A 25,412-nucleotide genomic window follows, 5' to 3' on the forward strand; every position below is an offset into this window, starting at 1 on the left:
TCAGCGCACCACCGGGATACGCGGCATGACAAAACGGCCGGCGCCCCTTGCAGGACGCCGGCCGTTTTCGTTTGCACCTCCGGTGGGGCGGGGGTGATCAGTGCGGTTCGCGGTGGACGCAGGCCAGGATCGCGGTGGCGATGTCGCCGGGTTCGATACCCGGGGCATCCAGGCCGATCTCCTGCATGCAGGCGGTCGCGGCGGTTTGCAGGGCCTCCTGGTCCAGCGGCTGGCCGTGCAGGGCGTCGGCGATGCGGTCCATGCCGTCTTCCGGGAAGACCGTGAAATCGCCGGAGAGCAGGAGATCCGCGATGTGATCGTCCTTCTCCATGAGCTGGGCCCGGATCAGGCCGCCGGCGGCCTTGTGGGCCCCCTCGGTCAGGTGGGTGCCCGCGGCGATCTTGACGCCCATCTCCACGAATTTGCGGCCCTTGCGGTAGGTCCATTCAGGGTCCGTGAGCTCGGCCATCTGTTCCTCGATGGCGGCGGTTTCCTCGGCGGTGGGCTCGCTCATCTCGACCTCGACGTCGAGATCGCTGGCCACCCGTTTCAGGAAGGCGTCGCGCACCGTCTCGCGGTCCGGCATCTCGCCGAGTTCGCGGGACAGTGTGGTGATGTAGTCCTCCATGCCGGCGCGCAGCTTGTCGCGGAACTTCTCCGACGGCACCTTGAGGCAGCGCGCCATGGTGGCGGTGTCGAAGTCAAACATGAAGCTGCCGACCATCACGGTGGCATTGCCGATGCTGGCGGCACCCGTGCCACCGATCTTGCGGCCGTCCACGTGGATGTCGTTCACCGGCCGGAAGGTCGCGTTCACGCCCAGGTCCTGATAGGTGTGGATCACCGGGTCAATGAACTTCTTGTAGATGTCCGAGACGATCCGCGGCGCCTTTGACGACGGATAGATGAAGTGGAAGAACATCTGATTGTGGTCCAGATAGACCGCACCACCGCCAACGTGACGGCGGATGATGGGCAGGTTCTGTTCCTTGCAGAAGTCCTCGTCCGCCTCCAGGGCGATCTCCTGGTGCAGGCCCACGCAGACGTAGGGATCGTCCGGGTTGACCAGGGTGAGCACCGGGTCGTCGTCCTTGCCCATAGCCTCGGCGATGCCGTGGTAGACGGCCTGGGAGCGCACGGCCGGCTGCTGGCCGAAGTCGATTACGCGTAAACGCATAGCGGTTTCCTTGTCTTTTTCGTGAGGCAGTCGCTCAGAATTCTGCATTCCAGGTGAGGCCGAAGCTGCGGCCCGGGGCCCAGATGTCCTGGACACCGTTGGCCGGGTCCAGGCGCGCCTCGGTCATTTCGTTGACATGCTCGCGGTAGGTCTTGTTCGCGATGTTGGTCACGCTGAAGGTGATCTCGTTGGAACGAAAGCCCGCGCTGGGCCCGAAGCGGTAGCCCACGGCGAGGTCGGCGGTGGCGAACCCGGAGGTGTTGCGCTCGGTTCCGTCGGTGAACGTGTCCGCCGTGCGGCTCTGACTCGCTACGGCGCGCACACGCGCATCCCACTGCCAGCCCTGGGCCACGGTATGGCTCAGGCCGATGCTGGCCTCCGGCGGCGGCATCTGGGTCAGCGGTTCGTCGAAGCGGCTGTCACGGTTCTCGCCGCGGATCCAGGTACCGCTCGCGTAGCCGGTAATCGCGTCGTTGAAGGCATGCTCCACCAGCGCCTCGACACCATGGATGCGGGCCTCGTCGAGGTTGACGGTTTCCTTGGTAGGCCGTGGCGCACCTTCGACCACCCGTCCGCCAATGTAGTCGCGGATCCGGCTCTCGTAGGCCGCGACAGTGTACGAGGTCGCGCCAATGTGGCCGCGGGCGCCCACCTCGAAGGTGCGGTTGCGTTCCGGGTCCAGCTGCGGGTCGCTCTGCCAGGTAAAGCCGTCGCTGTAGGGGTAGCTCAGGTAGCGCTCGAGCAGGCTGGCGGAGCGGTAGCCCTCGGACAGGCTGAAGTAGGGGTTGAAGGCCTCGTCCAGGTGCCAGGTGAGCCCGGCCGACCAGCTGAAGTTGCGATCGGTCTTGTCCAGAGGCCCAGGCACGTTCGCTGCGGCGTCGGCACTGCCGCGTACTTCGTCATAGCGGGCGCCTAGGTTGAGGGTCGCCGAGTCAAGGTAGGTCTCGTGCTGGACGAAGACCCCTGCGGATTCAATGCGCCCATTCTCGACCAACGGGGTGGGCGCGGCATTTTCCGGTCGGAACCCGTTGGCCTCGGTGCCGATGAACGAAACGGGGCTTGCACGAAGCCGCCAGGCCTCGGCTCCGACCAGGAGGATCTGGTCGTCGGTGGGGACGAGTTCGGTCTGGACGCGCAGGCCATCGGTGGTGAAGTCGGTATCCGAGGTTCGGTAGTCGCGGCCCAGTTCCGCGTTCCAGTCGTAGTTGCCCCGCGTGAGTTCGTGTCGATAGACAGAGGCCTCGACGCGCGGGGCCCAGGCGCCGGACAGTTCGCCCTCGTAGCGGAGTTCGAAGAGGTCTCGTGTCTGGCGCGGGGTGTAGTGGGTGTTGAGTCCCAGCGGGGGCGCGCCGTCGGGGAGTCCGCTGGGGTCGTTCTCGTTGAAGTTGCGCGAGGCGAGGTACCAGACGTCCTTGCGTTCGTCGCGCTGGGCGCGGAACTGGACCTCGTGGCCCGGCGCCAGCTTGCCGCGATAGCGCAGGTGGTAGGCGTTCTGTTCGGTGCCGGAATTGCGCAGGCGGTCGCCGTCGCCGTTCTTGTAGTCGTCGGTGTTCAGATACGCGGTGGACAGGTCCAGCACGTTGCGGTCGTTGGAGACGGTCACGCCGACCGCGCCCCGGATGCCGTCATCCACCGAGGTGACACCCAGGCGCGAGAAACCGCGGGTCTCGGGCTCCTCGGTGAAGTCGCCGCCGCGGGTGATGATGTTGATCACGCCGCCCATGGCGCCGGCGCCATAGAGTACGGAGCCCGGACCGCGCACGATCTCGATGCGTTCGATCAGGTCCACGTTCACGTAGGACGCCAGCGAGCCACGCGCCGGCGGCTGCATGGCGTTGATGCGTACGCCGTCCACCAGCACCAGGACCTGGTCGCGCTTGAGGCCGCGGATGATCGGATCGGAGCCCACCGATCCGTCCACCGCGGTGGCGATACCCGGCTGGCCCCGCAGCAGATCGCCCAGGGTGCGCGCCTCGCGGTTGCGGATCTCGCTGGACTCGATCACGGTGACCGAGGCGGGGGTCTCGTCGATCAGCGTCTCGTAGCCCGTCGCCGTGACCGACACGGTGCCCAGAGTGTGCGCGGCGTCCTGGGCGTGGGCAAGGGCGGGTGACGCAAGCAGACTGGCCAGCGTCAGCTGACCGACAACACGACGTTTCATGGCTGGATGGCTCCCCAATCGGTATTTCAGAGCGCGCTAAAGTAGGTTCGTGAAACACGAAGGGCAACTTACACCTCGAAGTGTCGGGCTCATTCAGGTTTGTGCCATGCCCCCCGGAAGGGGCCGCGAGAGGAGGGATCCGCCATGCTGGAACTGGGAATCGTCGCACTGACCACGTTCTTCGTGACCATCGGGCCGGTGGATGTGGCGGTGGTGTTCGCCGTGCTCAGTCAGGGCATGAGCCCGGCCCAGCGGCGAGCTATGGCGATTCGCGGGGCGCTGGTGGCCGGCGGTATTCTCCTGCTGTTCGCGCTGGTCGGAGAGGCGCTGCTTTCGATTCTGGGCATTTCGCTGGCGGCGCTGTATACCGCAGGCGGCATCCTGCTGCTGCTGATCGGGATCGATATGGTGTTCGCCCGCAGTTCCGGCGGCGTATCGGCGACGGCGGCGGAGACGCAGGAGGCCCGGACGCGCAAGGACCTGTCGATCTTCCCGCTGGCGACGCCGTTGCTGGCCGGCCCCGGCGCGATGGGAGCCGCCATTCTGATGATGAGCCGGGCCGAGGGCGATCCCGCCGCTCAGGCGGTGGTGCTGGGCGCGCTGGTCGCCGTGATGGTCCTCGCGTTGGTGTGCCTTCTGGTGGCCTCGCGGCTGCAGCACTGGCTGGGCGTGACCGGGGCGCATGTGCTGACGCGCATCCTGGGGGTCCTGCTGAGCGCGCTGGCCATGCAGTTTATCTTTGACGGGCTGCAGCGCAGCGGTTTGCTGGGGGCATGAAGGGAGGGTGATATCGAGCGGGGGCCTGCCGCGCGCGGCGGGAAGGCCCCCGCGTCGCGTGGATCAGAGCAGGTCGTCGGCGATCGCGTCCATGCCGGCGGCCGCGCATTCATCGTCGATCTGACCGCTGGGCGCGCCGGAGATGCCGATGCCGCCGATAATGCGGCCCCCGGCCATGATCTGCTTGCCCCCGCCCAGGATGCTGACCCGGGGCAGATGCTGGATCCCGTAACCGGCCGCGCCGGGATCGGTCATTTCGCGCAGTTCCAGGGTGTCGGTGCGGAAGCTGACGGCGGTCCAGGCCTTGCTGATAGCGGTGTCCACGGTATGAGGCCCGGCGAAGCGATCACGCTTGAGCGCCTGGGGCGTCCCGTGGCGGTCGACCACCGCCGCGGTCACCTGGGTGTCGCGATCGCGGCAGGCCTGTACCGCCGCCTCGGCGGCCTTGACCGCGAGTTCGGGGATCAGGGTGGGGGTATCGAACGTCCCCTCGCTGGCATGCAGTGGCGCGGCAGCCAGTACGAGGGCGATGGGGGCGGCAAGAGCGTAGCGCAGAGTCTTCATTACGGGCCTCCAGGGAGCCGGGGTTTCGCACCCTGATCACTAGATCGCCCGGTCGTGCCCTTCAAGCGGTCCACGATGCGCGCGGACCGGCTGCTCAGCCTGCTTGAGGAAACGATCTGTTTCGCCGGCAAGTTACTGTGTTTTCCTTATAAAACGCATCAAATAACGCTGGCGCGAGTGGTCGTCGAGCTGGCTCAGGCCGCGCCGCTGGCGACTTCGCGATCACGGCGGGCGAGGTCGCGCAGGGCATGGCGCAGGGCGGGCCGAAGCGGGGTATTCAGATGGACGCGGGCGCGTCCCGGCGGTATCCCCTGATCGCGGCAGAACAGACCCAGGGCATAGGCAAGATCATCGCGGGACAGCGCGGCTTCACGTTCGGCAGACGGGCCCTTGCAGGCACCGCACTGATTCACGCGGACCTGAAAGGCGGTATTGGCCAGCATTACGCCGAAGCCCATGCGGGTGGCCAGAAGCTCCGCGATGTGCGCCTCGTTGCCTTCCAGGGCCGGTGGGGTCTGGCGCGCCGTGGCGAGCAGACGCAGGGCGATCTCGCGTGCGAAGTGGGCGATCAGGGCCTGGGAATGGGGGACCAGTTCCGGATCGTAGGGGATACCCACTCCCGCGCTCTGGGCTGTCGCTTCGTTCGAGGCGGCGCGGGCCGTGCCCATGGCGTCCCACGGGACCGGGGCGTCCATCAGGTTGCCGGGATGCGAGAGCCGAAACGGGCCGTCGGCGAGCCCGGCATGCTCCAGAACGCGATCAAAGACCAGCTGTGCCATCCCCTGCCGGTTGTCCGCCTGGCCGGGGAAATGCTCGGCCGTGGGCAATACCAGATGCGCTTTGCGCAGAAGCGGGCCCAGGTGGGGTTCGTTCCCGGCCCAGTCGAAGATCGCGTGGATCCATGCACGGCTTTCCGGGTCGAGGGCCGGCGCGCGTTGAAACAGGCGGGGGATGAGCGAGATCACATGCGATCCTGAACGGCGGATGTAGCCTTATTGTACGGCAGGCGATCGTCGGGTCGCGATCGCAAGGCGCGGCCCAAGTGACCAGGCGGACGGCCTGCTATGTTCGATAAACAGGTTGCGCATGAAGCCGGATGCAGCAACCGGCCACAACCCGAGGAGGCGAGCATGAGTACGATGAAGGCGGCGGTTTTCGTCGAGCCGGGTCGGATCGAGATTCAGGATCGGCCCATCCCGGAGATCGGGCCGACGGATGCCCTGCTGCGGGTGACGACCACCACGATCTGCGGGACCGATATCCATATCCTCAAGGGCGAGTATCCCGTGGAGGCCGGGCGCATCGTCGGGCACGAACCCGTCGGGGTGATCGAACAGCTGGGCAGCGCGGTGACCGGCTACGAGGTGGGCCAGCGTGTGATCGCGGGGGCCATTACGCCCTGCGGGCAGTGCCATTCCTGTCAGGAAGGCATCTCCAGTCAGTGCGGTGGCAAGGCCATGGGGGGCTGGCAGCTTGGGAACACGATCGATGGCTGCCAGGCGGAGTACGTGCGTATTCCCAACGCCCAGGCCAACCTGACCCCGGTGCCGGACGGGCTCAGTGACGAGCAGGTCCTGATGTGCCCCGACATCATGAGCACGGGTTTCGGCGGTGCGGAGAGCGGGCACATCCATATCGGCGACACGGTGGCGGTGTTCGCGCAGGGCCCGATCGGCCTGTGTGCCACGGCGGGCGCCAAGCTGATGGGCGCGACCCGGATCATCGTGGTCGATGGCGTGCCGGAACGCCTGGAGACCGCCCGCAAGCTGGGCGCGGATGTGGCGATCAACTTCCACGAACAGGACCCGGTCGAAGCGATTATGGACCTGACCGGGGGCCGCGGGGTGGATGTATCCATCGAGGCCCTGGGGCAGCAGGAAACCTTCGAGGCCAGCCTGCGCATCCTGAAACCGGGCGGGACGCTATCCAGTCTCGGGGTTTACTCGGGCAAGCTCTCGATGCCGCTGGATGCAATCGCGGCCGGACTGGGGGACCACACCATCGTGACGACGCTGTGCCCCGGCGGGAAGGAGCGCATGCGGCGGCTGATGGAGGTGGTCGCTTCGGGGCGCGTGGACCTGACGCCGATGGTGACGCACCGCTACAAGCTGGCCGATATCGAGGCCGCCTACGACCTGTTTTCGCATCAGCGCGACGGCGTGCTAAAAGTGGCGATCACGCCGTAGGGAGCCACTGACGGAACCAGGCCGCCGCGAGGTCCGCCGCCTGCTCCAGCGTGCCGGGTTCCTCGAACAGATGGGTGGCACCGGGGATGATCTCCAGATCGCAACGGGCGTGCATCAGCGCCTGCGCCTGGCGATTGAGCTGGATGACGGTGGTGTCGAGGCCGCCCACGATCAGCAGCGTGGGGCTTTCCACCCGTTGCAGGGCGTTACCCGCCAGGTCCGGACGGCCGCCGCGCGAGACGACCGCCCGGATCGCTTGTGGCGCGGCCGCGGCGGCCCGCAAGGCAGCGGCCGCGCCGGTGCTCGCGCCGAACAGTCCCAGCGGCAGGGCCGCCAGGGTGGGCTGTGCCGTCGCCCATTGGCAGGCCTGCACCAGCCGCCGGCCGAGCAGCTCGATGTCGAAGCGATTGGCGTAGGTCCGGTCCTCCTCCTCGGTCAGGAGGTCGAACATCAGGGTGGCCAGGCCGCTGTCCTGCAGGGTGCCGGCGACCTGGTGATTGCGGGGGCTCAGGCGGCTGCTGCCGCTGCCATGCGCGAAAATGACCAGCCCAATGGGCGACCCGGGCAGGTCGAGGATGCCCTGGTGGGGATCGCCATCCAAGACGAGGCTTACGTTACGGTCCTCAGCGGGAGACATCGGGGCGTTGCGACTGGTGGACCGAGGCGAGCAAGGCGATCACTTCGTCATCCGAGGTCTGCTCGAAATCTTCGTAATAAGCCCCGACGGACCCGCGAAAATATTCCGGGATATCCAGGGTGACCAGTTCGTCTGCCTCGGTTTCTAGCAGCGCGGCGGTCTCCGCCGGCGCGACGGGGATGGCCACGACGAGCTGGCGGGGCCGGCGCTGGCGGGCGTCGCGGATCGCGGCCCGCATGGTCAGGCCAGTCGCGATCCCGTCATCGACGATGATGGCCATTTTGCCGGTCACCTCCGGCGCGGGTGCCGTGCAGTACAACTCGCGCCGGCGCCGGGCCTCCGAGCGCTCGCGCGCCTCGGCCTGCTCCAGCCAGTCGGGATCCACGCGCTCCGCCTCGCGCGGATTGCAGACCCGTTCGCCGTGTTCCGGTACGGCACAGATGGCGTACTCGGGGTGGAACGGGTGACCGATCTTGCGCGGGATCAAAAGGTCCAGGGGCATGCCCAGATGCCTCGCGACCGCAGCGCCCAGCGGCACCCCGCCTCGTGGCAACGCATAGACGACCCCGGGCTGACCTCGATAACGGTCCAGGGCGCGGGCGAGCCGCTCACCGGCTTCATTGCGGTCTCGGAAGCGCATGCGGGCACCTCGCGCAGGGGATTACTCCCGTGAGTGTAGGCCACCGTATCGCGCACCGGGGAACGCCAAAAGGAAAGGCCCGGGGCCAATGGCGCCCGGGCCTCGCGAGGAGATGGTCTGGTCGAGGGGCTTAGTTGAAGGCTTCCCCGGGCTTCACGCCCATGGCCTTCAGGATCATCGCCAGCGGGCAGAAGCCGGTAAAGGCGGACTGCAGCAGGTTGAAGCCAACGAACAGGGTCAGGATCAGCCACATCGGGGTGAAGAGCCAGGCGAGGATGGCGCTGATGATCACGACGGTGCCGGCAAAGGCGAGGACGATGCGGTCAATGCTCATGGATGATGCCTCCGGGTTTCGTATTAGTAATCGCTAATATGTAGTCTGTCGCCCGTGATTACAAGGGGTGCGGGGCGGTCGCACCCTACGGGGAACGTTGAGCCCAAAGTGGCCTGTAGGGACTCAGCGGAAGATCTCGCCAGGCTTCAGCCCCATCAGCCCCATCGACTTCAGGATCATGATCAGGGGGCAGAAGCCGGTAAACGCGGCCTGAATCAGGTGGACGCCGATAAAGGCCGCGAGCAGCAGCCACCAGGGGCTGACCAGCCAGGCGAGCAGGGCACTGACCAGCACGACGATCCCTGCGAACAACATGAAAAAGCGGTCTGTGGACATGATGACGCCTCCTTGGGGCAGAGCCCGAGGGGGTTGTCTGCGGGGCGTAGCCCGGGGGAAAGCCGGGCCTGCTGACTCGGCTTCCCTGTGGGGCGCCTCTGGACAACCTCGTATCTCCGAGATTACACCCCGCGGGGCGATCGTCAAGGTAGGGATGTGCGTCAGGAGAGAACACCACTGGCTGTGGGAGCCCGAAAAATGGAGCCGGCGACAGGAGTCGAACCTGCGACCCTCTGATTACAAATCAGATGCTCTACCAACTGAGCTACACCGGCCTGGTGTCGGGGAGTCGTGCGCCCCGGGCGGGCCCTGGCGGAGGGCCCGAGAAAATGATGGTGCCGGGAGCGAGAATCGAACTCGCACTCTGTTGCCAGAACCGGATTTTGAGTCCGGCGCGTCTACCAGTTCCGCCATCCCGGCTTGTGGGGTGCCGGAGAGATGCCGATGGGTCGGCGTCTCCCCGCGGCACACGGATGTGCCGTCGGAATCGCCCTCAACGGGGGTGGATTCCAAAGCAGGCTGCAAAACGCGTTTGCAGCGCTGCGCGCGCTGAAAAAGCCAGGTCGACTTTGTTCAGCGCGACCGTAGTGTAGCGCAGGTTTCCCGCGGCAGAAACGGGCTTCGCGGGCCGGGGCATGCCGCGCCGCGCTGGCGTGGCGCGTGGTAGCATCGCGCGCCATGCGTGTTGCCGACTTTGATTACGAGCTCCCGCCGGAGCTGATTGCCCAGTATCCACTGCCGGACCGTGTGGGGTCGCGCCTGCTGGTGCTGGAGGACGAGCGCCCGCGGGATGCCGGGTTTGCGGAGATCGAGAACCTGCTGCGCCCGGGCGATCTGCTCGTGCTGAACGACACCCGAGTGATACCGGCGCGAGTATTCGGGCAGAAGGAGAGCGGGGGCCAGGTCGAGGTGCTGGTCGAACGCATCGAATCGACCGGGCAGGTGCTGGCCATGGTTCGGGCCAGCCGGGCGCCAAAGGTGGGGACCTGCCTGCGGCTCGCGGATGCTTTCACGGTCGAGGTGACCGGGCGCGAGGGGCCGTTCTTCCGGTTGGCGCTGGTGGAGGCCGGGGACGTGCTGGCTCTGTTGCGCGTGCACGGCCATGTGCCACTGCCGCCGTATATCGAGCGGGCTGACGAGGCCCATGATGCGGATCGCTACCAGACGGTGTTCGCCCGCCGCGAGGGTGCGGTCGCCGCGCCCACCGCGGGGCTGCATTTTGACGACGCGCTGCTCGCGCGGCTGCGCGAGGCCGGGGTGGACACGGCGACGGTGACCCTGCACGTGGGGGCCGGGACCTTCCAGCCAGTCAAGGTGGAGGACACCGCCGCGCACGAGATGCATGCGGAGTGGCTGGAGGTCTCGCCCGAGGCCTGCGCCGCCGTGGCGGCGTGCAAGGCCCGCGGCGGGCGTGTGGTGGCAGTGGGCACGACGTGCGTGCGCTCGCTGGAGACCGCAGCGGCCGGGGGCGCGCTTGAGCCGTTCCAGGGCGAGACCCGGCTGTTCATCCAGCCGGGTTACACGTTCCGCGTGGTGGACCGGATGGTGACCAATTTTCATCTGCCACAGAGCACGCTGCTGATGCTGGTGGCGGCGTTCGCCGGTTATCACCGGATCCTGGATGCTTACGCCCATGCGGTCGCGCAGCGGTACCGGTTCTTCAGTTACGGCGATGCGATGTGGCTGGCGCCGGGGCGGGCCGATGACCTCCCGCCCAGCCTGAGCGCCGATACCGGAGGCCCTGATGGAGTTTGAAAACCTGGCCGCCGACGGCCCGGCGCGGCGCGGCCGCCTGCATTTTCCGCGCGGGACGGTCGAGACGCCGGCCTTCATGCCGGTAGGGACCTACGGCACGGTCAAGGCGATGACTCCGGAAGAGCTGCGCGAGCTTGGGGCGGAGATCATCCTTGGCAATACTTTCCACCTGATGCTGCGCCCGGGCACGGAGGTCATCCGCGCGCATGGCGACCTGCACGACTTCATGCACTGGGAGGGGCCGATCCTGACCGATTCCGGGGGATTCCAGGTCTTTTCGCTGGCCGAGATGCGCAAGATCTCGGAGGAGGGCGTGCGCTTCCAGTCGCCGGTGGATGGCTCGAAGGTGCTGATGACGCCGGAGTCGTCGATGCAGGTGCAGCGCGAGCTGGGCTCGGACATCGTGATGATCTTCGACGAGTGCACGCCGTACCCCGCCACGGAGGACGAGGCGCGCCAGTCCATGGAATTGTCCCTGCGCTGGGCGGCACGTTCGCGCGCGGCGCATGGCGACAACCCGGCGGCCCTGTTCGGGATTGTGCAGGGCGGGATGTACCCCGAGCTGCGCCGGGAATCGGCGGAAGGCCTGCAGGCGATTGGCTTTGACGGCTACGCGATCGGGGGATTGTCGGTGGGCGAGCCGGAGGACGAGCGGCTGCAGACCCTGGACGTGACCCTGCCGCTGTTGCCGCCGGATCGCCCACGCTACCTGATGGGCGTGGGACGCCCGGAGGATATCGTCGAGGCAGTGCGTCGCGGCGTGGACATGTTTGACTGCGTGATGCCCACCCGCAACGCGCGCAACGGTTTTCTGTACACCCGCGAGGGCGTGCTGCGCATTCGCAATGCCCGTTTTCGCGAGGATACCGGGCCGATTGACCCGGAATGCGGGTGCTACACCTGTCGTCACTATTCGCGGGCCTATCTCAAGCATCTCGACAAGTGCAACGAGATCCTCGGCTCGCGCCTGGCGACCACCCATAATCTGCATTACTACCAGGACCTGATGCGCGGAATGCGCGAGGCAATCGCGGCGGGGACGCTCGATGCGTTCGTCGCCGATTTCTATGCGCGGCGCGGCATGGCCGTCCCGCCTGTGCCATAATCCGCGCGTTATTTTTCGTGCCGTCCGGCTGCGGTTTTCGCGGCGGGGCGGGGCTCGACCCGAACCGACAGACGGAGTGTTTCGATGGACTTTCTGATTTCTGCAGCGCATGCCCAGGAAGGCGGAGCCGCCGGCGGCGGCATGATCGAGTTCCTGATCATGATCGTTATTTTCTTCGCGATCATGTACTTCCTGATCATCCGTCCGCAGAGCAAGCGCGCCAAGGAGCATCGCAACATGGTCGAGGCGCTGTCCAAGGGTGACGAGATCGTCACCAACGGCGGTGTGGCCGGCAAGATCACCGAGGTCAGCGACGACTTCATCAAGGTTGATATCGCCGATGGCGTAAACGTGGCCGTGCAGAAGCAGTCGGTCGCCTCCGTGATGCCCAAGGGCACGCTCAAAGACCTTTAAACCCCGCCCTTCAGGGTCTCCGAATATGCGCAATTCCTATCCGGCGTGGCTGTACGCCCTGATCGTCGTGGTCGTTCTGGGTGCGGGGCTGTACGCCGCGCCCAACCTGTTTCCGGAGGACCCCTCGGTCCAGATCGGGAATCCGATGACCGGCGAGATCGACGAGAACATCCGGGACCTCATGGGCACCATCCTGGGTGCCCAGGGCGTGACGCCAAAGCAGGTCGAGGAGCAGGACGACGGTCAGATATTGCTGCGCTTCGAGACCACCGACGAGCAGTCGGCCGCCGCCGAGATCCTGCGCAACGCCCTGGACGACAACCATACGGTGGCCCTGAACCTGGCCCCGGCCACGCCGAACTGGCTGCGGGCGATCAATGGCCAGCCGATGGCTCTGGGCCTCGACCTGCGCGGCGGTGTGCACTTCCTGATGGAGGTGGATCTGGAGGCGGTGATCGGCACGGCGATGGAGCGCTACGCGAACGAGTTGCGCGGGCGCATGCGCGACGAACGGCTGTCCTTTGACACGATCGAACGCAGCTCCAGCGACCTCACCGTGATGTTCGGCAACGAGGCGAACTATGAAGCGGCCGAAAGCTGGCTGACCCGCGAGTACCGCGGCGAACTGGAGTGGGACGTCCGCGGCTCCGGCGACTCCATCCGGATGGTGGCGACGCTGGACGACGACCACCTGACCGAACTGCGGCGGCAGGCCCTGCAGCAGAATATCTCGACCCTGCGTTCGCGCGTCGATGAACTGGGCGTGGCCGAGCCGATCATTGCCCAGCAGGGCGAGAACCGCATCGTCGTGCAGCTTCCGGGGGTGCAGGACACCGCCAGGGCCAAGGAGGTGCTGGGTGCGACGGCGACGCTGGAGTTCCGCCTGGTATCGGAATCCGGGGACCCGATGGAGGCGGCGGAGTCCGGCCGTGCGCCGTCGGGCACGCGTCTGTATCGCGAGCGTGACGGGACGCCGGTGCTGCTGCAGCGCCAGGTCATGCTGACCGGTGACTACATCACCGACGCCTCTTCCGGTATTGCGCAAGACACCGGCGGGCCGGCCGTGTTCATTAACCTGGATGGCCAGGGGGCGCGGATCTTCTCGCGGGTGACCTCGGACAACGTGGGGCGCCTGATGGCCTCGGTGTTCATCGAGACGACCACCGAGACGGTGGAGGAAGACGGTGAGCAGGTCCTGCGGACCTCGCGCAGCGAAGAGGTGATCAACGTTGCGCGCATCAATGAGCCGCTGGGTCGGCGCTTCCAGATCTCGGGACTCGACAGCACCCGCGAGGCGCGCAACCTCGCGCTGCTGCTGCGTGCCGGGGCGCTGGCCGCGCCGATGTCCATCGTGGAAGAACGCACGGTCGGGCCAAGCCTGGGGCAGGAGAACATCGACCGCGGCATGCAGTCGGTGGTGATCGGCTTTATCGCCGTGATGATCTTCATGATCCTCTACTACCGCGTGTTCGGCCTGATCGCGAACGTGGCACTGGCCCTGAACCTGATCTTCATCGTGTCGGTGCTCTCGATGCTGCAGGCGACATTGACCCTGCCGGGGATCGCCGGGATCGTGCTGACGGTCGGTATGGCGGTGGACGCCAACGTGCTGATCTTCGAGCGCATACGCGAGGAGATTCGCAACGGGTTGTCACCGCAGGCGGCGATCTCCTCCGGCTATGACCGGGCCTTCACGACTATCGCGGACGCCAACGTGACGACGCTGATTGCGGCCCTGGTGCTGTTCCTGTTCGGTACCGGTCCGATCAAGGGCTTCGCGATCACGCTGTCGATCGGGATCATCGCTTCGATGTTTACCGCGATCATCGTGACCCGCGCCATCGTCAATCTGACCTACGGGCGCCAGCGCCGGCTGACGCGCCTGGCCATCTGAGCGCCGGGAGACCCGCATGCTTCCGCATCTGAATTTCGCCGAATCGAATATCGATTTCCTGGGCAAGCGCAAGATCACGATCGCCATCTCGCTGATCCTGATCCTGGCTTCCATCGCCATGCTGGCAACCCGCGGCTTGAACTTCGGGATCGACTTTACCGGGGGTACCCTGGTGGAGGTCGGCTATCCCGAGGCGGTCGAGCTGGATCCGATCCGTGAGACCCTCGCGGCCGGGGGCTTTGCCGGGGCCCAGGTGCAGACCTTCGGGACCTCGCGCGATGTGCTGATCCGTCTGCCGCCAAGCGAGGATGACGACGATCCGGCGATGCTCTCCAACCGCGTGCTGAACACGCTGCAGGATGGTGGACCGCAGGACCCGGACCTGCGTCGGGTGGAGTTTGTCGGCCCGGCGGTCGGGGAGGAGCTGCGCGAGCAGGGCGGCCTGGCGATGATCTATGCCCTGGCGGGCATCCTGATCTACGTGGCGGTTCGCTTCGAGTGGCGGTTTTCCATCGGTTCGGTGCTGGCCCTGGTACACGACGTCCTGATCACTCTGGGGATCTTTTCGTTGCTGCAGCTGGAGTTCGACCTGGGCGTGCTGGCAGCGGTACTGGCGGTGATTGGCTACTCGCTCAACGACACCATCGTCGTGTACGACCGAATACGGGAAAACTTCCGGGTCCTGCGCAAGCAGGGGACGGAGCAGGTAATGAACAACGCCGTCAACAAGACCCTGGCGCGTACCATCGTCACGAGTATGACAACCCTGCTGGTGCTGTTCTCGCTCGCGTTCCTCGGGGGGGCTGCATTGCAGAACTTCTCGATCGCCCTGATCATCGGGGTCATTGTCGGGACCTACTCGTCCATCTTCATCGCGGCGACGGCGGCCTTGATGCTGGGCGTGGATCGACAGGTCCTGCTGCCGGTGAAGAAGGAAGGGGCCGAGGAAGATCAGACGCCCTGAGGGGGGCGTCACACCGGGTTGCACGTTGCGGCCCGGAAAGAAAAAGCCCGGAGCCGCAAGGCCCGGGCTTTTTTCGTGTCGGACGGGCCGCCTGGTTCAGAAGGACAGGGCGTTCTGCACGATGCGGTCGACCAGTTTGTTGACGTCGCGCAGGGCTTCCGCGGAGGCCTCATCGCCGATCTCCGGGACGCGCTGGTAGCCCACGTAGATGGTGCCGGGCTCGTCGGAGAGTTCGTAGATTGCGATCACGTAGGGGCAGAAGGTGATGTTGTGAGGGTCCGCATCCATGGTCGCGCGCGAGTAGGTGGCACTGCAGAAGTCCACGGACATGCCGTTCAGGTACAGGCCTTCGCCACTTTCCTGGTCGGCGGTGCGGTCCAGCATGTCGGCAATGTAGCCACGATTGTTGATCACCAGTCCCTCGGCGGCGATGGCGTCCTCGATCATCTCGTAGTAGAAGTCGAACTCGCCCTCGATGCTGTACACCACGCGTTCCTGGGTCTCGATCACGGTCTCGGGGCCGAAGGCGTGCGCGGTGCTGGTGGCGAAGCCGACGCCAAGCCCGAGGGTGATGGCGAGGGCCGAGGTCCGCAATGCGCGTGTTACGGGGTTGGTCGTTTTCATGGTTCCTTCCTCAGGTAGCGGGTTCGAAGGCTGGATGAGCGAGGGCGGGTGTCGCCGCCAACGCCCCTCGGGGCGGCCGGCACCGCGTTTTCCGGGATGCCGGGTTCAGTCGAAGAAATGACCGGCAAACCGGGTTCGAGGGGCCCAGTAGGGGTTGTCCAGTTGCTCGATACGCACCTGGCCCCGGGAGCTGGGTGCATGTACGAAACGTCCGTCTCCGACGTAGACCCCGACGTGATCGATTTGACTCCCGTTGATCGCGAAGAACACGACGTCACCCGGCGTCGGGGCGCCGTCGCGCCGCGTGGCGGCCCGGGCCTGGTCGCGAGTGGTGCGCGGCACGCTGCGACCGGCCTCGCGGTAGGCGCGCTGCACCAGGGCGGAACAGTCGAGTCCGGAGGCGTCGGTTCCCCCGTAGCGATAGGGCGTGTCCAGGTGCCCCAGGGCCGTGAGGACGACCTCCGAACGCTCCAGACCGGCCTCGGGCGCTGGACTCATCGGCCCCTGCGGCAGCGGCTGGGGGGTGGCGATGGTGGTGGCGGTCTCCGTGCCGCGCGGCTCGGGGCCGGCGCTGCAGGCCGCGAGGAACAGCAGGCCGCTGCCCACCAGAGCGAGGGGCAGGAAGCGCGGGATGGCGTCAGAAAAGATCGCGTTCGGCATAGCGGTCGGGGACAGTGAAGAGCTCGGGACTCAGGTCGTCGGTGGAGATGCCCGCGAGGCGAGTGGTCACGCCGTCGTGTTCGCTGACCTCCAGGGGGATGCCATCCACGCGCGGCAGCAGGGACGCGCCCATCTGCGAGGCCATCGGGCCACCGGCCTCGAGGGCGCTGAGGGACAGCTCATACAGGCGATCCATCAGGGCGCCCAGGGTGGCGAAGTCGTGTTCCTCCAATCCCAGACGGGCCGGGTCCGACACGCAGACCGTACTCTGCACCTGACCATCGATCAGGACCTCGTGCTCGTCACAGACGAAATCGCCGATCTCGCGCTGCTCGCCGGTGGTCCGGGTGCTGATTTCGGCATCGAAGCCTTCCGCGCCGATGCCCAGTTGCGATTCCAGTTGCTGGCGCACCTCCGGCGGAAGCTGCTCCATCTGGCGACGCAGATCGCTGACCATATCGGTCATCGCGCGCATTTGCTGGTCCATAACCTCGCGGGTCAGCGGGGTGTAGGTCTGTTCGGTGTCGTCCACGACGGTCAGCTGGTCGTTGGTGGCGTCGAACAGCATATAGCCGGAGGTGCCGCTGATCGCCTCGTTCAGCTCCATGCGAACGATGTCACCGCGCACCAGGATCTGGCTCTCCAGCCCCTCGTCGTCCACATAGTGGAGCAGGGCATCGGCCTGGGCCGCAGAGCCCAGCGCCAGCAGCCCGCAGGCGGCGAGCGGTGCAAGGGCCTGGCGGAGGCGGTCGAACGGGCCAGTACGGCAACGATGCATGGGGGTGTCTCCGGTTTCCGGGCGGACTGTGGTGCTCGTGGGCCTCATTGTAGCGCGTTGCTCAGGTTGCGACGGGCTGGAGCAGGCGGTGCGCGAGGGCATCGGGGTCGAGCGGTGCATCCGGGGCGACCTCGATGCAGCCTTCGGCATCGGTCGGCCATTCCTGTTGGGGCTGCTGCTGTTGCATGACCTCGATACCGGCATCCGAGGCGTCGGTGCCCGCGCGGGCGCGGCGCTCCAGGCGGTCGCGCAGAACGTCTTCGCGCGCCTGGCAGGCGACCACGGCGAACCCGGCCGCATGGCGCCGGGCCAGGGCCTGGAACGGAGCACGTTGCTCGCGGGTGAGGAAGGTGGCATCCACGACGACGGTCAGTCCGAGCGACAGCAGGCGTTCCGCGCGCTGCAACAGGTGTTCGTAGATCCGGGCGCGCCCGGCGGCGCTGTAGTCCACCGGCTCCTCCATCCGCTTGCGCTCGATGTCGGAGCGCAGCCGGATCGCCCCCAGGGCCTCCAGCACCTGGGTACTGACGACGGTCTTGCCACTGCCGGAGACGCCGTGCATCAGGACGAGGCGCGGCGAGCCAGCCTCGGTCAACCGGTCCGCGAGGGCGAGGTAGCGACTCATCTCCGCCCGGTGGGCCGCTTGTTCATCGGACGGCAGCTGGGGCTCGGCTCCGTGTATGCCCTGGACCTTGGCCCGGATCAGGGCACGGTAGACCTGGTACAGCGGCAGCAGGGCAAGACCATCGAAGTCTTCGCGCCCCTCGAGATAGGCATTCAGCAGCCGCCAGGCATGGGCGCGGGAGCGGCGGGCCAGGAGATCCATGGTGGTGAAGGCGATCTCGGACATCACGTCGATCCAGCGCAGGGCGGGATCGAATTCGATGGCGTCGAAGGCGACCGGGACCTCGTCGCCATCCTCGTCCGTGACGTAGACCAGGTTCCCGAGGTGCAGGTCACCATGGCCGTGGCGCACGAACCCGGCATCATGACGTTCCTGAAGAAAGGGCCACAGCCGATTGATTTCCGTTCGAGTCCATTGTTTCAGGCGCTCGAGGCGCGCCCGATCCGAGGCGCCGGTGACCGATTCGGACAGGGCCGGGAAGTTGTCCAGCATGGGTTGGGTCGCGGCCTCGGCGGTCCCGTACTCGGATTGAGCATCGGTCCGCTCGGTGCGCTCATGGAAGGCCGCGATGTAGTGACCGAGCGCATCCATGGCCGCCGTGGGGAGCCGGTCCCGGTCCAGCAGTCGGTCGAGCTGACGCTCGCGGTCGAAGCGACGCATGCGCACGGCGTAGTCGAGCACGGGTCCGTCGCCATTGATGACCGGATGCGCGTCGTCACCATTGAGGGTCACGACCTCCCGATAGAGCTGGGGCGCCAGGCGGCGGTTAATCTCCAGCTCGGTCTCGCAGTAATGGCGGCGGGCGTCCAGCGTGGTGAAGTCGAGAAAGCCGAGATCCAGCGGTTTCTTGAACTTGTAGGCCTCGTCGCCGGCGAGGATCACGGTGGAGATATGGGTCTCGATGGTCCGAACCGCTCTGGTGTCCGGCAGGGGCGTCGGGAAGCCGTTGCCCTGGACCAGTTGGCGCAGGCGTTTCTGGTGCTGTTCCAGTTCGGTCATGGGGGCTCCGCTTGGAGGTTCAGGCGGGCGAGCGTCGGCGCCGGATGTTTTTCCCGGAATCGCCGGGCATGCACCCGTTTTTGCTTGTCGGTCAGGTTACCATTGCAGCCGTTCCGGTCACGTCGCCCCCCAGCCAGTCCATGCCACGAAAGAGCCGCCAGCGTCCCCGTCATCGAAACGCGCCCCGCAGGGGGCGGGTCCGGCGCCTGCTGGGCGCGGGGGGCTGGACCCTGGCCGGCCTGCTGCTGGCCGCCGTGGGGATCGGGGGGCTCTATGTCCATCATCTGGACCGCGAGATCCGCGAACGGTTCGAGGGCCAGCGCTGGGCATTGCCCGCCCGGGTGTATGCGCGGCCGCTGGAGCTGTTTGCCGGCCGCCCGCTGACGGCGGATGCGCTGGAGATGGAGCTGCGCGCGCTGAATTACCGCGAGACGCCGGAGGGTTCGGGCCCGGGCGAGTTTCACGTCAGCGGCGGTACCGTGCGGCTGACCACCCGGCCGTTCACGTTCGGGGACGGACCGGAGCCGGCCTATTCGGTACGCGTGCGCCTGGCGAACGGCCGGGTGCAGTCGGTGGCGGAGCAGTCCGGGGGCCGCAATGTGGACCTGATGCGGGTGGAGCCGTTGCTGATTGGCAGCATCTATCCGACCCATGGTGAGGATCGCATCCTGGTCGATCTCGACGAGGTACCGCGCGAGCTGATCGGGGCGCTGCTGGCGATCGAGGATCGGCGGTTCATGTCGCATCGCGGGATCGATCCGGTGGGCATCGGGCGCGCGGCGGTCGCCAACCTGCGTGCCGGGCGCACGGTCCAGGGGGGCAGCACGCTGACCCAGCAGCTGGTCAAGAACTTCTACCTGACGCGCGAGCAGACGCTGAGCCGCAAGCTGAATGAAGCGGTGATGGCCCTGTTGCTGGAACACCGCTACGACAAGCGGGAGATCCTCGAGGCGTATCTGAACGAGGTGTTCCTCGGGCAGACCGGCGAGCGGGCGATCCATGGCTTTGGCCAGGCGGCCCAGTTCTACTATCAGCGTCCATTGAACGAACTGCGCCTGGATCAGCTGGCGCTGCTGGTCGGTCTGGCGCGGGGAGCGAGTTATTACGATCCGCGCCGCTTCCCGGAGCGGGCCACGCAGCGCCGCGACCGGGTCCTGGAGGCGATGGCGGAGACCGGTCTGGCGAGTCGCGAGCGCGTGGATCGGGCCCTGGCAACCGCACTTGATGTCTCCCCGGTAATGCCGGAGGGGCGCAGCCGTTTTCCGGCCTTTCTCGACCTGGTGCGGCGTGAGCTGCGGGCCGACTACGCGGACGAGGATCTGCGCAGCGAGGGCCTGCGGATCTTCACGACCATGGATCCGGTGGTGCAGATGCGGCTGGAGGATCGCCTGGTGCGGGGTGTGGACGAGCTGGTCCGGAGCCGCGGGGGCGGTTCCGACCTCGACAACCTGCAGGCCGCGGCGGTCGTGACCGATCCGCAGGCGGGCGAAGTGCTGGGGGTGGTGGGGGATCGCAACCCGCGCTATCCCGGGTACAACCGGGCCGTGGAGGCCCAGCGCCAGGTGGGGTCGGTGATCAAGCCGTTCGTCTATCTCGCGGCCCTGACCAACCCGAATCGTTACACCCTGGCGACCCTCCTGGATGACAGCCCGCTGACCCTGCAGCTGCCGCACGGGGAGCCCTGGACGCCGCGCAATTTCGATCGCGAGAACCGGGGGACGGTCACGGCCTGGGAGGCCCTGGTGCAGTCCTACAACGTGGCGACCGTCCGCCTGGCGGAGGAGATCGGTATTTCCCAGGTGGTCAACCTGCTGCAGACGCTGGGGCTGCAGCGGACGCCGACCCCGTTGCCTTCGCTGGCGCTGGGCGCGATCGAGCTGTCACCGCTGGAGGTGGCCGGGCTCTACCAGGCGCTGGCGAACGGCGGCTACGCGACGGGTACCCGGGTGATCCGGGATGTCCTGGACCAGAACGACGAGGTCCTGTCCCACTACGGCCTGTCGCTCCAGGGGGCGGTGTCGGATGGTTCCGTGCGCGTCCTGACCCATGCCCTGCACGACGTGACTCGCGAGGGGACCGGGCGGCGGATCGCGGCGCGGCTGAGTGGTCAGGTGGTGGCTGGCAAGACCGGTACCACGAACAACTTTCGGGACAGCTGGTTCGCCGGCTTCGATGATCGGCATGTGGCGGTGGTCTGGCTGGGGATGGACGACAATCGCCCGACTGGACTCACCGGTGGCGTCTCCGCCGCGCCGGTCTGGGCGGAGATCATGGCCGGGGTGGGCGTGCACTCTCTGCGGCTGGAAGGCCACCCCGGCGTGGGCTATCAGGAGGTGGACCTGGCCTCCGGCCTGCGGGTGGAAAACGAGGACCATGCCTGCGAGGCGGTGAAGACGCTGCCGTTCTGGCAGAATTCGGGGCCCGAAGGGCGCGCCGAGTGCGACCTGGGCAGTGATTCCGGCTCGCAGGGCTGGTTCGAGAGGTTATTTCGGTGAAGATGTTCCGTATTGCAGAGGACCGGTCCCGGAAGCCGCGGATGGCCAAGGGCGGCTGGCGGGCGGTACAGGGCGCGGGTGTCTTCGCGCTGGCGCTTGTACTGGCGGCCTGCGCGACCCCGGCGCCGCGCGACGCCGGCGCGCCCGCGCCCGACGCGACCGAGAGGGCCGTTGATGAGGATCCGGCGCAAGAGGAGCGTGATGCCCCCGAGCCGGAACGCGACCCGACCCCTGGCGCGGCCCTGCAGCTGGCCCAGCAGGCCGAGTCGGCGCGCCAGGCCGGGGATACCGCGCGGGCGGAACAACGCCTGGAACGGGCCTTGCGCATCGCGCCACGGGATGCGGGCCTCTGGCATCAGATGGCCGCCCTGCGTCTGGAACAGGGTCGCCACGAACAGGCCGAGCGCCTGGCGGAGCGTTCGCTGCGGCTGGCGGGTGGGACCGACCGCGAGCTCGGGCTGAAAAACTGGCGCGTGATCCTCGCGGCGCGCGAGGCCCTGGGCGATGCCGCCGGTGCCGAGGATGCCCGCGAGGCGATCCGCCGTCTGGAAGCCGACGTTGTCTGACGCGGCGGCGGGATCGGCGGCCGTTCACGCCCTGAGCCCGGGGGGCGACCTGGCGGAGGCCGTTGCCGGCTTTCGCCCGCGCGAGCCGCAGCAGCGCATGGCCGTGGCGGTGGAGGAGGCCCTGGCCACCGCACCCACCGCCCTGCTGGTCGAGGCGGCCACCGGGGTGGGCAAGACCTTCGCCTATCTGGTGCCGATCCTGCAGGCGCGCCGCCGCGCCCTGATCTCCACCGGTACCAAGACCCTGCAGGACCAGCTCTTCGAACGCGACCTGCCGGTGGTCTGCGAGGCGCTGGGCTATCGTCCGCGCGCAGCCCTGCTGAAGGGCCGGGCCAACTACCTTTGCCACTATCGCCTGGAACTGGCAGCGGCCGAGGCGGGCGGCGCGACCGGTGGCGGAGTACGCCGTGACCAGTTGCCGGTGATCGAGGCCCTGCAGCGGTTCGCGCGCACCAGTGACACCGGGGATCTGGGGCTGGCCGGGATCCTCGCGGAGGACTCGCGACTCTGGCCGCAGGTGACCTCGACCGTGGACAACTGCCTGGGCGGGGAATGCCCGAACTACAACGATTGCTTTGTGGTGCAGGCGCGCAAGCGTGCCCAGGAGGCGGACGTAGTGGTGGTCAACCACCACCTGCTGCTCGCGGACATGGCCCTGAAGGAGGAAGGTTTCGGAGAACTGCTGCCCGAGGTGGACGCGGTGATCGTCGACGAGGCGCACCAGTTGCCGGATATTGCCGGATCGTTCTTCGGGATTGCCGTCGGCACGCGCGCCCTGCGGGAGCTGGGGCGGGACACGCGGCGTGAACAGGAACAGCATGCGCCGGAGATGCTGGACATTCGCCAGCGGGTCGCGGAACTGGAGGCGTGCGTCGCCGAGTTCCTCGAGGCGTCGCGGACCTGGGAGGGGCGTTCCAGCTGGGATACGGTCAACCCGGAGGGTGCCCTGGATCCGTTGCTGGACCGCCTTGACGCGACCCTGGGGTTTGTCGGGGACGCCCTGGAGGCCGCCGCGGCGCGGGCGCCGGGGCTGGAGCAGCTGCGCGGGCGCAGCGCCCTGTTGCTGGAGCGCCTGCGGGAATGGCGCGAGGAGACCCCGGATACCGTGGCCTGGGCCGAGCGCTTCAGCCAGAGCCTGACGCTGCATCGGACGCCGCTGGATGCGGCGCGTCCGCTCGCGCAGCGCCGGGCCGCGCGTCCGGCGGCATGGATCTTTACCTCGGCCACGCTCGCCGTGGGAGAGGACTTCAGCCATGCGGCGCGACGGCTCGGACTCCCCGCGGACGTGGCCAGTGAACGCCTGGACAGTCCCTTCGATTTTCCCCGTCAGGCCTGCCTGGTGCATCCGCAGCCACCGCTGCCCAATCCCAACGATCCGGGATATACCCGGGCCTGCATTGCCTGGGCGTGGCCGCTGTTGCGGGACAACCCGGGCGGCGGGTTCTTCCTGTTTACCAGTCACCGGGCCTTGCAGGAGGCGGCCGCTATCCTGCGCGCCGAACTGCCCCGCGATCGCGAGCTGCTGGTCCAGGGCGAACAGCCGCGGGGCGATTTGCTGGCGCGGTTTCGCGAGTCGGGGACGGCCTGGCTGCTGGGGGCCCACAGCTTCTGGGAAGGAGTGGACATCCGCGGCGAGGCGCTGTCGATCGTGATCATCGATCGCCTGCCGTTCGCCGCGCCCAACGATCCCGTCCTGCAGGCGCGCGCGTCCGCGCTGGAGGCCGAAGGTCGCTCGCCGTTCATGGAGTTCACCCTGCCGCAGGCCGTGCTGGCCCTGAAGCAGGGCGCGGGGCGGTTGATCCGGGATGCTGATGATGCCGGCATCCTGGCCCTGTGCGATCCGCGCCTGACCGGAAAATCCTACGGTCGGCGTTTTCTCGCCAGCCTGCCGCCGTTCCATCGCACCCGGGAACCGGCGGCCGCGCTGCGCTTCCTGGAGCAGGCCCGGGAGACGAATACATGCGCCTGATTGCGCTCGAAACCGCAACTGAACAGTGTTCGGCCGCCCTGTATATCGATGGCGAGATCCTGGGCGTTGCCGAGCGCGCGGCGCGGCGCCACGGGGAATTGATCCTGGGGCAGGTGGAACAGCTGCTGCGCGAGGCAGATATCCCGCGCGCCAGCCTGGATGGCGTGGCGGTGGGCCGCGGCCCCGGGGCCTTCACGGGCGTCCGCCTCGGCCTGGGGGTGGCACAGGGGATGGCTTTCGCGCTGGATCGCCCCGTGGTGCCGGTCTCCACGCTGCAGGCCCTGGCGCAACAGGCCCTGCGGGAGGGGCGACGGCCGGCAGCCGTACTGGCGGCACTGGACGCGCGCATGGGCGAGATTTACTGGAGCCTTTGTCCGGTCCGGGGGGACCGCGTGGAGACGGCGGCGGAACAGGTCGGGGCGCCTGCCAGCCTGGCGCCTGCCTGGCCCGAGGGCGAGCGTTTCGGTCTGGGATCCGCGTTCGCCGCCTTCCCCGAACTGGCGGCCGCGCACGGGCTGGCCATGGCCGCCGTGGATCCCGACGCGCTGCCGGATGCCCGCGAGATCGCCCTGCTGGCAGTGGACGCCTGGGAGCGTGGCGAGGCCGTGGCCCCCGAGTATGCGCAGCCGGAGTATATCCGCAACGATGTCGCCCGCCCGGCCACGCCGCGATGAGCCGGGAAACCGAAAACGACGCCACTCCCTACCCGTGGTTGCCACCGCTGGTCGCCACGATCAAGGCGCAGCCGGAGGACTTTCGGGTCGAGGAGGTACCCGCCACGACGCCCGAGGGGCAAGGCGAGCATGTCTGGCTGGAGATCGAGAAGCGCCTGCTGAACTCGGAGGACGTGGCCGTGTGGCTGGGACGCGAGTCAGGTGCGGGACGCGGCCGGGTGAGCTACGCCGGGCGCAAGGACCGTCAGGCCGTTACCCGCCAGTGGTTCAGCGTGCAGTGCCCGCCCGAGTCCGAGCCGGATTGGGCCGGCCGGGCCGAGGCCTGGAATACCGCACAGGAGGCCGAGGCGACGGGCAGCTGGATGCGGGTGCTGCGCGTGATGCGCCACGCGCGCAAGCTGCGCACCGGCCACCTGGCCGGCAACCGCTTCGAGATCCGACTGGGCGCCGTGCAGGGTGACCGGGCGGCGGCGGAATCGATCCTGGCGGCGGTGCGTGACGGGGGCATCCCGAATTACTTCGGCGCGCAGCGCTTTGGTCGCGATAACCTGGAACGGGCGCGCGTCTGGCTGGGTGGCGGGCGGGCGCCGCGCAGCCGCAATCAGCGCAGTCTCCTGCTCTCCGCCGCGCGCTCGGCGATCTTCAACGCGGTACTCGCGGCCCGCGTGCGCCGTGGCGACTGGGACCGGTTGTTGCCGGGGGACGTGGCCAATCTGGAAGGCTCCGGCAGCGTGTTCGCGGTACCGGAGGTGGATGCCGAGCTGGAGGCCCGTGCCGCCCGCCTTGACATCCATCCGACCGGGCCCCTGTGGGGCCGTGGCGCCATGCAGACGGCGGGCGAGGTGGCGGCGCTGGAGGCGGCCATCGCTGCAGAAGAACCGGTATTGGCGGAAGGACTGGAGCAGGAGGGTGTCCGGGCCGCCCGCCGATCACTGCGCATGGTACCGCGGGCCGTTGCATGGCGCTGGGAGGGCGACGACCTGTGGTTGTCGCTGGAACTGGGGGCCGGGGAATATGCGACGGGGGTCCTGGACGCGATTGGCAACGCGCGGGACGCGGACCGGTCGGGCTGACCGGG

24 protein-coding genes and 2 tRNA genes are annotated in these 25,412 nt (G+C 67.6%); 12 read left to right on the forward strand and 14 right to left on the reverse strand.

The genetic code is table 11. The annotated features are described in order from the left end of the window. Positions 1–97 precede the first annotated feature (97 nt). Both D106_RS0101760 and D106_RS0101765 read right to left on the reverse strand, forming a co-directional pair. A complete protein-coding gene (locus D106_RS0101760; protein ID WP_018879009.1) occupies positions 98–1,177 on the reverse strand; it encodes a lipoate--protein ligase in 1,080 nt (359 codons plus the stop codon). A 34-nt stretch (positions 1,178–1,211) separates the two neighbouring features. After that, positions 1,212–3,338 carry a TonB-dependent siderophore receptor gene (locus tag D106_RS0101765; protein ID WP_018879010.1) on the reverse strand — a complete coding sequence of 709 codons (2,127 nt, stop codon included), beginning with the start codon at positions 3,336–3,338 and terminating at the stop codon, positions 1,212–1,214. Positions 3,339–3,482: 144 nt separating this feature from the next. Between D106_RS0101765 and D106_RS0101770 the strand changes: the two genes are divergently transcribed. Further along, positions 3,483–4,115: a MarC family protein gene (locus D106_RS0101770; protein WP_018867375.1), complete on the forward strand. Its 633-nt coding sequence runs from the start codon at positions 3,483–3,485 to the stop codon at positions 4,113–4,115. Between the two features lie 63 nt (positions 4,116–4,178). Here the strand turns inward: D106_RS0101770 and D106_RS0101775 are convergent, their stop codons facing one another. After that, entirely contained in the window at positions 4,179–4,679 is a 501-nt protein-coding gene (locus tag D106_RS0101775) for a heme-binding protein (protein WP_018867376.1), read from the reverse strand. A 194-nt stretch (positions 4,680–4,873) separates the two neighbouring features. Next, positions 4,874–5,644, reverse strand: a complete 771-nt coding sequence (locus D106_RS0101780; protein WP_018879011.1) for a hypothetical protein — start codon at positions 5,642–5,644, stop codon at positions 4,874–4,876. 165 nt (positions 5,645–5,809) lie between these two features. Here D106_RS0101780 and D106_RS0101785 point away from each other — a divergent pair, with 165 nt between their 5' ends. Then, positions 5,810–6,865, forward strand: a complete 1,056-nt coding sequence (locus D106_RS0101785; protein ID WP_026280537.1) for an NAD(P)-dependent alcohol dehydrogenase — start codon at positions 5,810–5,812, stop codon at positions 6,863–6,865. Here D106_RS0101785 and D106_RS0101790 read toward each other — a convergent pair. The 6 genes from D106_RS0101790 to D106_RS0101815 form a co-directional block, all read right to left on the reverse strand. After that, complete coding sequence (locus tag D106_RS0101790) at positions 6,855–7,502, reverse strand: dienelactone hydrolase family protein (RefSeq protein ID WP_026280538.1); 648 nt, start codon at positions 7,500–7,502, stop codon at positions 6,855–6,857. The two genes, D106_RS0101785 and D106_RS0101790, sit on opposite strands and share 11 nt — an antisense overlap. After that, a complete protein-coding gene (locus D106_RS0101795; protein ID WP_026280539.1) occupies positions 7,489–8,142 on the reverse strand; it encodes a phosphoribosyltransferase in 654 nt (217 codons plus the stop codon). Before D106_RS0101795 ends, D106_RS0101790 begins: the two co-directional genes overlap by 14 nt. Before the next feature lie 130 nt (positions 8,143–8,272). Beyond that, complete coding sequence (locus tag D106_RS0101800; protein WP_018867381.1) at positions 8,273–8,476, reverse strand: DUF2892 domain-containing protein; 204 nt, start codon at positions 8,474–8,476, stop codon at positions 8,273–8,275. A 123-nt stretch (positions 8,477–8,599) separates the two neighbouring features. Continuing rightward, positions 8,600–8,812, reverse strand: coding sequence for a DUF2892 domain-containing protein (locus tag D106_RS0101805; protein WP_018879016.1), 213 nt, complete (start codon positions 8,810–8,812; stop codon positions 8,600–8,602). Positions 8,813–9,011: 199 nt separating this feature from the next. Further along, positions 9,012–9,087 (reverse strand) — tRNA-Thr (locus D106_RS0101810). Between the two features lie 58 nt (positions 9,088–9,145). Beyond that, positions 9,146–9,232 (reverse strand) — tRNA-Leu (locus tag D106_RS0101815). Positions 9,233–9,490: 258 nt separating this feature from the next. On the opposite strand from D106_RS0101815, the gene queA reads away from it, so the two are divergent. From queA to secF, 5 genes are all read left to right on the forward strand, one after another. Next, the gene (queA, locus tag D106_RS0101820; RefSeq protein ID WP_018879017.1) at positions 9,491–10,567 is read left to right on the forward strand and encodes a tRNA preQ1(34) S-adenosylmethionine ribosyltransferase-isomerase QueA; all 1,077 of its coding nucleotides are present in this window, start codon (positions 9,491–9,493) and stop codon (positions 10,565–10,567) included. Continuing rightward, a complete protein-coding gene (tgt, locus tag D106_RS0101825) occupies positions 10,557–11,672 on the forward strand; it encodes a tRNA guanosine(34) transglycosylase Tgt (RefSeq protein ID WP_018879018.1) in 1,116 nt (371 codons plus the stop codon). The genes queA and tgt overlap by 11 nt, the downstream gene beginning before the upstream one ends. A gap of 84 nt (positions 11,673–11,756) precedes the next feature. Further along, on the forward strand, positions 11,757–12,086 hold the full coding sequence (gene yajC / locus D106_RS0101830) for a preprotein translocase subunit YajC (RefSeq protein ID WP_018867385.1): 330 nt from the start codon (positions 11,757–11,759) through the stop codon (positions 12,084–12,086). Positions 12,087–12,111: 25 nt separating this feature from the next. Next, positions 12,112–13,980 carry a protein translocase subunit SecD gene (gene secD / locus D106_RS0101835; RefSeq protein WP_018875361.1) on the forward strand — a complete coding sequence of 623 codons (1,869 nt, stop codon included), beginning with the start codon at positions 12,112–12,114 and terminating at the stop codon, positions 13,978–13,980. A 16-nt stretch (positions 13,981–13,996) separates the two neighbouring features. Next, the gene (secF, locus tag D106_RS0101840) at positions 13,997–14,944 is read left to right on the forward strand and encodes a protein translocase subunit SecF (RefSeq protein WP_018867387.1); all 948 of its coding nucleotides are present in this window, start codon (positions 13,997–13,999) and stop codon (positions 14,942–14,944) included. Positions 14,945–15,040: 96 nt separating this feature from the next. Here the strand turns inward: secF and D106_RS0101845 are convergent, their stop codons facing one another. The 4 genes from D106_RS0101845 to D106_RS0101860 form a co-directional block, all read right to left on the reverse strand. Continuing rightward, positions 15,041–15,568, reverse strand: a complete 528-nt coding sequence (locus tag D106_RS0101845; RefSeq protein WP_038045500.1) for a DUF302 domain-containing protein — start codon at positions 15,566–15,568, stop codon at positions 15,041–15,043. A gap of 105 nt (positions 15,569–15,673) precedes the next feature. Beyond that, complete coding sequence (locus D106_RS0101850) at positions 15,674–16,228, reverse strand: C40 family peptidase (RefSeq protein ID WP_018879020.1); 555 nt, start codon at positions 16,226–16,228, stop codon at positions 15,674–15,676. Beyond that, positions 16,206–17,006, reverse strand: coding sequence for a hypothetical protein (locus tag D106_RS0101855; protein WP_018875365.1), 801 nt, complete (start codon positions 17,004–17,006; stop codon positions 16,206–16,208). Before D106_RS0101855 ends, D106_RS0101850 begins: the two co-directional genes overlap by 23 nt. 61 nt (positions 17,007–17,067) lie before the next feature. Continuing rightward, a complete protein-coding gene (locus tag D106_RS0101860; RefSeq protein ID WP_018879021.1) occupies positions 17,068–18,630 on the reverse strand; it encodes a bifunctional aminoglycoside phosphotransferase/ATP-binding protein in 1,563 nt (520 codons plus the stop codon). Between the two features lie 140 nt (positions 18,631–18,770). Here D106_RS0101860 and mrcB point away from each other — a divergent pair, with 140 nt between their 5' ends. Genes mrcB through truD form a run of 5 tightly spaced genes read left to right on the forward strand, consistent with a single transcriptional unit; the run spans position 18,771 to position 25,407 of the window. Next, the gene (gene mrcB, locus D106_RS0101865; RefSeq protein ID WP_081620047.1) at positions 18,771–21,125 is read left to right on the forward strand and encodes a penicillin-binding protein 1B; all 2,355 of its coding nucleotides are present in this window, start codon (positions 18,771–18,773) and stop codon (positions 21,123–21,125) included. Positions 21,126–21,166: 41 nt separating this feature from the next. Beyond that, on the forward strand, positions 21,167–21,691 hold the full coding sequence (locus tag D106_RS0101870) for a tetratricopeptide repeat protein (protein WP_018879023.1): 525 nt from the start codon (positions 21,167–21,169) through the stop codon (positions 21,689–21,691). Beyond that, complete coding sequence (locus D106_RS0101875) at positions 21,648–23,660, forward strand: ATP-dependent DNA helicase (protein WP_155986296.1); 2,013 nt, start codon at positions 21,648–21,650, stop codon at positions 23,658–23,660. Before D106_RS0101870 ends, D106_RS0101875 begins: the two co-directional genes overlap by 44 nt. Beyond that, entirely contained in the window at positions 23,651–24,334 is a 684-nt protein-coding gene (tsaB, locus tag D106_RS0101880) for a tRNA (adenosine(37)-N6)-threonylcarbamoyltransferase complex dimerization subunit type 1 TsaB (protein WP_018879025.1), read from the forward strand. Before D106_RS0101875 ends, tsaB begins: the two co-directional genes overlap by 10 nt. Continuing rightward, positions 24,331–25,407: a tRNA pseudouridine(13) synthase TruD gene (gene truD / locus D106_RS0101885; protein ID WP_018879026.1), complete on the forward strand. Its 1,077-nt coding sequence runs from the start codon at positions 24,331–24,333 to the stop codon at positions 25,405–25,407. The genes tsaB and truD overlap by 4 nt, the downstream gene beginning before the upstream one ends. Positions 25,408–25,412 lie beyond the last annotated feature (5 nt).

The sequence above is a fragment of the Thioalkalivibrio sp. ALE9 genome (genome assembly GCF_000377445.1).
Taxonomy (GTDB): domain Bacteria; phylum Pseudomonadota; class Gammaproteobacteria; order Ectothiorhodospirales; family Ectothiorhodospiraceae; genus Thioalkalivibrio.

Bases quoted from the DNA above. Each gene is read 5' to 3' on its own strand.
- D106_RS0101760 (WP_018879009.1), bottom strand. From the start codon at position 1,177: ATGCGTTTACGCGTAATCGACTTCGGCCAGCAGCCGGCCGTGCGCTCC.
- D106_RS0101765 (WP_018879010.1), bottom strand. From the start codon at position 3,338: ATGAAACGTCGTGTTGTCGGTCAGCTGACGCTGGCCAGTCTGCTTGCG.
- D106_RS0101770 (WP_018867375.1), top strand. From the start codon at position 3,483: ATGCTGGAACTGGGAATCGTCGCACTGACCACGTTCTTCGTGACCATC.
- D106_RS0101775 (WP_018867376.1), bottom strand. From the start codon at position 4,679: ATGAAGACTCTGCGCTACGCTCTTGCCGCCCCCATCGCCCTCGTACTG.
- D106_RS0101785 (WP_026280537.1), top strand. From the start codon at position 5,810: ATGAGTACGATGAAGGCGGCGGTTTTCGTCGAGCCGGGTCGGATCGAG.
- D106_RS0101790 (WP_026280538.1), bottom strand. From the start codon at position 7,502: ATGTCTCCCGCTGAGGACCGTAACGTAAGCCTCGTCTTGGATGGCGAT.
- D106_RS0101795 (WP_026280539.1), bottom strand. From the start codon at position 8,142: ATGCGCTTCCGAGACCGCAATGAAGCCGGTGAGCGGCTCGCCCGCGCC.
- D106_RS0101800 (WP_018867381.1), bottom strand. From the start codon at position 8,476: ATGAGCATTGACCGCATCGTCCTCGCCTTTGCCGGCACCGTCGTGATC.
- D106_RS0101805 (WP_018879016.1), bottom strand. From the start codon at position 8,812: ATGTCCACAGACCGCTTTTTCATGTTGTTCGCAGGGATCGTCGTGCTG.
- queA (WP_018879017.1), top strand. From the start codon at position 9,491: ATGCGTGTTGCCGACTTTGATTACGAGCTCCCGCCGGAGCTGATTGCC.
- tgt (WP_018879018.1), top strand. From the start codon at position 10,557: ATGGAGTTTGAAAACCTGGCCGCCGACGGCCCGGCGCGGCGCGGCCGC.
- yajC (WP_018867385.1), top strand. From the start codon at position 11,757: ATGGACTTTCTGATTTCTGCAGCGCATGCCCAGGAAGGCGGAGCCGCC.
- secD (WP_018875361.1), top strand. From the start codon at position 12,112: ATGCGCAATTCCTATCCGGCGTGGCTGTACGCCCTGATCGTCGTGGTC.
- secF (WP_018867387.1), top strand. From the start codon at position 13,997: ATGCTTCCGCATCTGAATTTCGCCGAATCGAATATCGATTTCCTGGGC.
- D106_RS0101845 (WP_038045500.1), bottom strand. From the start codon at position 15,568: ATGAAAACGACCAACCCCGTAACACGCGCATTGCGGACCTCGGCCCTC.
- D106_RS0101850 (WP_018879020.1), bottom strand. From the start codon at position 16,228: ATGCCGAACGCGATCTTTTCTGACGCCATCCCGCGCTTCCTGCCCCTC.
- D106_RS0101855 (WP_018875365.1), bottom strand. From the start codon at position 17,006: ATGCATCGTTGCCGTACTGGCCCGTTCGACCGCCTCCGCCAGGCCCTT.
- D106_RS0101860 (WP_018879021.1), bottom strand. From the start codon at position 18,630: ATGACCGAACTGGAACAGCACCAGAAACGCCTGCGCCAACTGGTCCAG.
- mrcB (WP_081620047.1), top strand. From the start codon at position 18,771: ATGCCACGAAAGAGCCGCCAGCGTCCCCGTCATCGAAACGCGCCCCGC.
- D106_RS0101870 (WP_018879023.1), top strand. From the start codon at position 21,167: ATGGCCAAGGGCGGCTGGCGGGCGGTACAGGGCGCGGGTGTCTTCGCG.
- D106_RS0101875 (WP_155986296.1), top strand. From the start codon at position 21,648: ATGCCCGCGAGGCGATCCGCCGTCTGGAAGCCGACGTTGTCTGACGCG.
- tsaB (WP_018879025.1), top strand. From the start codon at position 23,651: ATGCGCCTGATTGCGCTCGAAACCGCAACTGAACAGTGTTCGGCCGCC.
- truD (WP_018879026.1), top strand. From the start codon at position 24,331: ATGAGCCGGGAAACCGAAAACGACGCCACTCCCTACCCGTGGTTGCCA.